Origin of the sequence: Moorena sp. SIO4G3 (genome assembly GCF_010692305.1) — a bacterium.
Taxonomy (GTDB): domain Bacteria; phylum Cyanobacteriota; class Cyanobacteriia; order Cyanobacteriales; family Coleofasciculaceae; genus Moorena; species Moorena producens_A.
Map to the genome: position 1 here is coordinate 1 of NZ_JAAHIG010000413.1, position 7,442 is coordinate 7,442.

Consider the following 7,442-nt stretch of genomic DNA (forward strand, 5'->3'; position numbering starts at 1 on the left):
TAGTTATTTTAACTTTAAAATAACTAAAAAAATAGTGGTTGAAAAAAAGTTTTCGAGATTAGAGAGTAAGTAAGAGTAATAAAAACTGGTATTTATTTTAAACTGATATTAATTTTGAGTATTCGAAGTTACATAAAAAAAATCAGGGAATACCGAGATTAGGTTTGATAAAAAGGGTGAAAAGTCTGGCTTAATGCCAAATAATTACGATTGGGAAGTTTTTTGTAAAAAAAATAATAAATAAGATAAAACTATCCAACAATAAGGATTATAAAAAATTGACATAGCAGCAAGTTATGTAGAACCATTCATTATTGATTGAGAAACACTATAGCATTTCAAAATAAAATTTTAAAACGCAACAGTTTAAAAAGTACTATAAGTGTGGGACAATAATAGAATAGCCGAAAAAAATAAATGAGATATTCCCCCTGAGGCATAATCGATGAGTGCAGAAATTATTTGTGTAGGTACGGAATTGCTGCTGGGGGATATTCTCAACAGCAATTCTCAGTTTTTAGCCCAGGAGCTAGCGGCATTGGGGATTCCTCACTACTATCAAACAGTGGTGGGAGATAATATCGGGCGTTTACAGCAAGTCTTGGAAATTGCTAGTGAGCGCTCGACTATCCTAGTATTTACTGGTGGTCTTGGTCCGACGCCCGATGACTTGACCACGGAAGCGATCGCTAAATTTTTTGGTGCTCCTCTGATTGAAGAACCGGATGTTATAGAGGACATCACTCAGAAGTTTGCCCGGCGGGGACGTCAATTAACTACCAATAACCGCAAGCAAGCCCTAATTCCAGAAGGGGCACAAGTATTACCCAACCTGAACGGAACAGCTCCTGGTATCATTTGGAAACCCCGTGCTGATTTAACCATTCTCACCTTCCCTGGTGTTCCTAGGGAAATGCACCAGATGTGGCGAGACACCGCTGTTCCCTATCTCAAAAGCCAAGGCTGGGGTAAAGAAATCGTTTATAGCCGGATGTTACGGTTTTGGGGGATTGGAGAATCGGCTTTGGCGGAGAAAGTTGCTCCCTTTTTTGACCTTACCAACCCCACGGTTGCTCCCTATGCTAGTAAGGGACAAGTGAGGTTAAGAGTTTCGGCTCGTGCAGGTTCAGAAACTGAAGCGCAACAGTTAATTGAACCAGTAGCCCAAAAATTACAGGAGATTGGGGGAATTAACTATTTCGGTACTGACACCGATACCCTAGCCTCTGTAGTGGGTCAGTTATTAACGGCTGCCTCAGAAACGTTGAGCGTAGCGGAATCCTGCACTGGTGGCGGTATTGGGAGTATGATAACCAGTGTCCCGGGGAGTTCTAATTATTTTCTCGGGGGTATCATTGCTTATGATAACGCTGTGAAAACTGGTGTACTGGGAGTGAATTCCTCAGATTTGAAGGCGATGGGGGCGGTAAGTAAGGTTGTAGCAGAGCAAATGGCAACGGGAGTGCGATCGCTTCTTTCTTCAACCTGGTCACTGAGTATTACAGGCATAGCCGGACCTGGAGGCAATACCGATACCAAGCCTGTGGGTCTAGTTTACATTGGTCTAGCCGGACCAGATGGCATTTTAGAATGCTACAAGTACACCTTGGGTCACCATCGGAGTCGGTCTGACCTACGTCACATCAGCGCCTGCTATGCCCTTGATCGCCTACGGTGCAAATTGCTAAGTCGGTGAACTTGTTAGTTAGGGTTAGTTAGCAGGCAGTAGTGCACCCGATCACCCTTTTCAATCTAATTTCAAGCTAAATCCCTGCACTTGGGGGCCAGGTGGTGAAAATAAACACCACCACAGTAGCGATCGCAAGCATTCCCTGAATCAAATTTCCTACCAATGAACCGACCACAATCCCCAAGCCAGCTTTAAAGGACTGCTGGATTCTAGGCTGTAACTTTAACTTCCGTTGATAGAGAAACTCACCTAAAAACGCCCCTAACAACGGTCCAAGCAAAATCCCTAGTAACGGTCCGCCGAAAGGCAAGGCGGGTAAAAGACCAAACACCCCCATGAACAAGCCGATTATGGAACCAATTTGTCCCCAATTACTCGCACCAGCTTTTTTTGCTCCCCAGTAAGCGGCTAAAAAATCGACCCCCATACCGAGTAGCAACACAAAGATTGCTACGCCCAATGCCCAGGTGACGCTACTAAAGCCCTCAGCAATACCCCAAATTAGGGTGGCAGCTAAAATCAACATGGCACCGGGAATGCCAGGAACAACCGAACCAATAATGCCTACTAGCATCAGCAGAATCAGGAACCAGTACAAAATGATTAACCACATTATTTAAATTCGAAGCGTTACCCACATCTTAGAAATGACCAGAGAGAGTATTGGCGAGTTTATCAGCAATCCCCTCAATCCAATTTTCATCTTGTTTAGTGTAACTTCGGGGAGCATTGGCTGCCAAAATTAGCGCTCCTTGGTTGCCAATCGGTTGACATATGACACCTTGTGTGTTATTGGGCAAGTAGTCAAATTCAAGTCGCCCTGGATAGAGCTTCAGGTTAACGAGATAGACGGCTTTTTGAGTTTCCAGGACCCGCTTGAGAATTGCTCCAGGCTCGACTTGGGGATTTTTGCCCAATATCCCTCGCCGCAGCAAGACTTTGCCTTGGTATACCACTACAAGCGATCGCGTTACTGTATTAGTTAGTAATAGATGGGATGCCCAGGCTAATTCAGTTTTTACCTGATCTGGGAGCTCGGTCGCGAGGTCAAAACCCTCTTCGCCAATCAGTTTAACGGCATCAGGAGGTTTGGGCTGTACCTGCTGCCACAGTAAACCTGTCAAAATCAATACAGCACAAACAATTACCCCGACAGCATCAGAACGAGCTTGAGAATTGCTTAGCTGGGAGGTTAATAAACGGTTGATCAGCAACAGACCCCCTGCCAATCCTCCAACCGCAAATGGCAGCCGCCGCAGTACATCATTTTGGTCGGGTTTAGCCATCACTCACCTGTTGGTTGTTAGTTCAGGATTTAGGCAGCTGAAACGAAACATCAAGGTGTTATGATTTTTCATCTGGTTCAATGATCCGTTGGAACAAATAACCTGTACCTCGTGCAGTCAGAATTAGCTCAGGATTACTCGGGTCATCCTCTAACTTGGCTCGTAACCGGGAGATGTGGACATCTACTACACGGGTATCCACATGGCGTTCGGGGGTATAGCCCCACACTTCCTGCAAAATTTCAGAACGGGAGAATGGTTCTCCAGAACGTCTAACTAATAATTCCAGAAGACTGAACTCCATTCCAGTCAGCCGAATGCGCTCATCCCCTTTGTAGACCTGCCGCTTGTTGGTGTCAATTTTGATACTCCCAACATGAATCACGCCAGAACTAGGAATACCGGCAGCTCCCACTTTATCAAACCGCCGTAGTACTGAACGAATACGGGCTTCCAATTCTTTTGGAGAAAAGGGCTTGACCACATAGTCATCTGCTCCTAACTCTAGACCGGTAATCCGATCAGCGACATCCCCTAAAGCAGTTAGCATAATAATGGGAATATCTGATTCCTTGCGTAATTCTTGACAAACACCATAACCATCTAGCTTTGGCATCATCACATCTAACACCACTAGGTCAGGCTCTTGATCACGAAATGTGTTTAGGGCTTCTTCTCCATCGGCGGCTGTGACTACCTCGTAGCCAATCATGGACAACCGAGTTTCTAATATACGACGGATACTTGCCTCGTCATCGACAACAAGAATTTTTTCTTTATGAGTTTCCAATTGACGTTGTACTCCCGAAATGGTGAAGTAAGATTAATGATTTATTAATTTATCAGTAGTTTATCTCTAAGATATAACGCTTTACAAAGTTGGTTTGATCGTTGAGAATTATATTTTCCTTGCTGGTGAAGTCTTCGTTGACTTTCATTAATGTTAATTTAATTATTTAGTTTTTTTAAGAGTTTTTAAGACTTTTAAAGTAGGATGCCGAAGCCTAAAACGCTCTATGTGTGTAATGCCTGTGGTGCTGAGTCCTCCCAATGGTTCGGCAAATGTCCTGCCTGTGGTACTTACAATTCCTTGGATGAGGTAGCTGCCCCATCCCCGATCAAAATCAGTCGCGGGGGTTGGCAATCAAATACTTATTCCGATAACCACGACCCTAACGCTGGACCGGCTCAACCGAGATCATCCCTTACCTTCTCAGAAATTGTTGATACTGTCCAGATCCGCTTCCCCTCAGGCTATGGGGAACTCGACCGAGTCCTCGGAGGTGGTGTTGTGCCTGGGTCTTTAGTATTAATTGGTGGCGATCCAGGGATTGGCAAATCAACCTTAATGCTGCAAGTTGCCAATCAACTTGCCAAGTTGCATCGCATTCTATACGTTTGTGCAGAAGAATCAGGACAGCAGGTAAAACTGCGAGCATCTCGCCTGGGTGTGGTATCAGCAGAAACCTCTGATCCCGACTCTAATAACGGTAGGGTGAACAAGGAGCCTAAGTCTTCTAAGTCTAAGTCTTCTAAGTCTAAGTCTTCTAAGTCTAAGTCTTCTAAAACCCCCATAGCCGCTCAAGACTCTGACTCTCAAGACGCTGATCTTTATGTCCTACCAGAAACCGATTTAGAGGAAATTCTGCGAGAGTTAGAGTCCCTCAAACCTCAGGTAGCAGTGATTGATAGTATTCAAACTCTTTATTTTCCGGCCTTGACCTCTGCTCCTGGTTCCGTTGCTCAAGTGCGGGAATGTACCTCTGCCCTGATGCAGGTAGCAAAGCGGTCAAACATTACTCTATTAATTGTGGGTCATGTGACCAAAGAAGGAGCGATCGCAGGACCAAGGGTACTGGAACACTTAGTCGATACTGTATTGTACTTTGAAGGCGATCGCTTTGCTTCCCATCGACTACTGCGTTCTGTGAAAAACCGCTTTGGGGCTACTCATGAAATCGGTATTTTTGAAATGGTCAGCAACGGTTTGCAGGAAGTCTTGAATCCTTCTGATCTGTTTTTGGGTAACCGAGATGAAATGAGTCCTGGTACTGCTACTGTAGTGGCTTGTGAAGGTACTCGTCCGATTCTGGTAGAGTTGCAAGCCCTAGTAAGTCCTGCCAGTTATGGGGCACCCCGTCGCTCAACCACTGGAGTTGATTACAACCGCTTACAACAAATTCTGGCAGTGTTGGAAAAGCGAGTCGGGATTCCCCTATCCAAATTAGATGCTTATGTAGCAACAGCAGGAGGGCTAGGAGTAGAAGAACCGGCAGCTGATTTAGGAATGGCTATTGCCGTAGTAGCCAGTTTTCGCGATCGCGTTGTCGATCCTCGCACCGTTATGATTGGTGAAATCAGCTTAGGGGGGCAAGTGCGACTAGTCTCTCAGATGGAACTCCGACTCAAAGAAGCTGCCAAGTTAGGGTTCAAGCGAGCGATCATACCCAAAGGTCAAACCTTATCTGATCTTGGTATTGAAATTATTCAAGTATCCAGAGTACTAGATGCGATAATCGCTGCCTTGCCTGGGGGATTACGCCAGGACTTCCCTGAAGATATCGAGGATCAGATCTAATATCTAAGATCAAGTTCCGTTGAATACCGATCATAACCAGGAGGGTGGGGAGATGGGGAGATAGGGAGATGGGGAGATGGGGAGATGGGAAGTGTGGGAAGTGTGGGAGGTGTGGGAAGATGGGGAGATTTTTAGGAAAGGGCATGTGACAGTTAACAAAAATGTCTATTAATCTACCACTAACTACAAAAATATGGTACATTAAGAGGATGGCATTAATACCACTCCGTAAGGCGGTCGAACTTACGGGACTCTCCAAAAATACATTAAGAAAATATGCCGATGACGGAACTATCAGATGTGAAAGGACACCAGGGGGAACTAGACTCTTTGACTCAAGAGATCTTCTCCGTTTTGGAAAAGCTCCAAAGTCTCAGAGATCACTCCACTCTACAATCTGCTACTGCCGAGTTAGCAGTACAAAACAGCGAGATGATCTTGCCCGCCAAGTCGCCTACCTTCACTCCCTCTTCCCAGAAGCAGAAATCATCAAAGACATCGGCTCGGGGCTTAACTACAACAGGAAAGGACTTAGAGCCATATTGGAACGAGTCGTGTCTGGAGATAAGCTCACGGTTGTTGTTACCTGTAGAGACAGACTTACCCGATTCGGGTTTGAACTCATTGAGTACTTGGTCGGTCTCAACGGTGGAAAAATCCTGGTTCTCGACCAGCCTGAAAGCTGCCCGGAATCAGAACTTACCGCAGATCTTCTTTCCATCATTCACCTTTTCTCCTGTAGGGTTCACGGACTCAGAAAATACGGTAAAAAAATCAAAGAAGATTCGTCTGTTCCTAAACCATGAGCAGGGATTGGCCGTAGGCCACGCGGGGCGCGTTCGGTTATCCGTAAATGGTTTGGAGTGTCCCGTTACGTTTTCAACAAGACCGTCAAAATCCTCCAGGATGGTGAAGTAAAAGCCAACTGGAAAGCTATCAAAACTGACATATTAAACGACCTCCCCGAGCGGTGTAAAGCAGTACCTTATCAGATAAAATCGATAGCGATTAAGGATGCTTGCACCGCTGTCAGAGAGGCCAAAAAGAAGTACAAAAAGACTTCGCAAATTCAAAGGGTAAGGTTTAGATCGAGGAAAAATCCTACCCAGTCTTGTTATATCCCTAAATCGGCAGTTTCACCTATGGGGGTATATCACACTAAACTGGGCAAGATAGCTTATTCCGAGACCATTCCTGACAATATTTGCGACAGTAGACTGAGCAGCAGGAATGGGGATTACTATTTGGTCGTCCCCTATCAAGAGACTAAAAATAAAACCGAAAACCAAGGTAGAGTAGTCGCTTGCTTACCCTGGGGTCAGAACTTTTATTACCTTTTTTAGTGAGACATCTGTAGGAAAGATTGGGAATGGAGACTTTTCTCGTATTCAACGATTGTGCCAACATCTAGATAATTTGCTATCTAAAATAAGCCAAGCTTCTGGTGGTCAAAAACGTCGGATGAGATGCACCCGGTCGGGGATGAATTTTCCCTCTCAAATAGTGTTAATATAAAAAGTAAGGGTCTCAAAAAAACAGGGCAAAAGACCCTACTCAGCTACCCTGGCCATAGGCCACGCGGGGCGCGTTCGGTGCGCGGGAAAGTCACGCCCAGGTCGATAACAGTCGCCCACGGCTGTGCCTGGGAATCCCCATCCCTGCGACGGGTGGGGAGGAATTATCGGTATATCATATCCTATCTCTTTGATAATGTTCCCGATTCCCGATTCCCAATTCCCGATTCCCGTTCCCCTCCTGGGAGGTAGGGCTGTTTCAAACTTTAATAAGTTAACGATTATTGGAGATAGGGGGATAGGGGGATAGGGGGATAGGGAAATAAACTAAAATTTCCCGAAAAATCCGCCAATTTAGTCATTAAAATCTGACA

The 7,442-nt window shown here is 45.2% G+C and carries 7 protein-coding genes; 4 read left to right on the forward strand and 3 right to left on the reverse strand.

All coding sequences use genetic code 11. From position 1 onward, the window contains the following. Window positions 1-445: 445 nt before the first annotated feature. The gene (locus F6J99_RS38380; RefSeq protein WP_293121205.1) at window positions 446-1,696 is read left to right on the forward strand and encodes a competence/damage-inducible protein A; all 1,251 of its coding nucleotides are present in this window, start codon (window positions 446-448) and stop codon (window positions 1,694-1,696) included. 67 nt (window positions 1,697-1,763) lie between these two features. Here F6J99_RS38380 and F6J99_RS38385 read toward each other — a convergent pair whose 3' ends face one another. From F6J99_RS38385 to rpaB, 3 genes are read right to left on the reverse strand one after another with little or no spacing between them, the layout of a single operon-like run. Beyond that, window positions 1,764-2,303, reverse strand: coding sequence for a DUF456 family protein (locus tag F6J99_RS38385; protein ID WP_293121207.1), 540 nt, complete (start codon window positions 2,301-2,303; stop codon window positions 1,764-1,766). Between the two features lie 28 nt (window positions 2,304-2,331). Next, window positions 2,332-2,976, reverse strand: coding sequence for a cofactor assembly of complex C subunit B (locus tag F6J99_RS38390; protein WP_293121209.1), 645 nt, complete (start codon window positions 2,974-2,976; stop codon window positions 2,332-2,334). Between the two features lie 58 nt (window positions 2,977-3,034). Next, the gene (gene rpaB, locus F6J99_RS38395; protein ID WP_293121211.1) at window positions 3,035-3,766 is read right to left on the reverse strand and encodes a response regulator transcription factor RpaB; all 732 of its coding nucleotides are present in this window, start codon (window positions 3,764-3,766) and stop codon (window positions 3,035-3,037) included. A 204-nt stretch (window positions 3,767-3,970) separates the two neighbouring features. Here rpaB and radA point away from each other — a divergent pair, with 204 nt between their 5' ends. The 3 genes from radA (at window position 3,971) to F6J99_RS38410 (ending at window position 7,320) form a co-directional block, all read left to right on the forward strand. Next, entirely contained in the window at window positions 3,971-5,554 is a 1,584-nt protein-coding gene (radA, locus tag F6J99_RS38400; protein ID WP_293121213.1) for a DNA repair protein RadA, read from the forward strand. A 209-nt stretch (window positions 5,555-5,763) separates the two neighbouring features. Beyond that, window positions 5,764-6,360 (forward strand): IS607 family transposase, encoded by a 597-nt coding sequence (locus F6J99_RS38405; RefSeq protein WP_070396982.1) that lies wholly within the window; start codon window positions 5,764-5,766, stop codon window positions 6,358-6,360. Window positions 6,361-7,020: 660 nt separating this feature from the next. Further along, the gene (locus F6J99_RS38410; protein ID WP_293121215.1) at window positions 7,021-7,320 is read left to right on the forward strand and encodes a hypothetical protein; all 300 of its coding nucleotides are present in this window, start codon (window positions 7,021-7,023) and stop codon (window positions 7,318-7,320) included. Window positions 7,321-7,442: the final 122 nt, after the last annotated feature.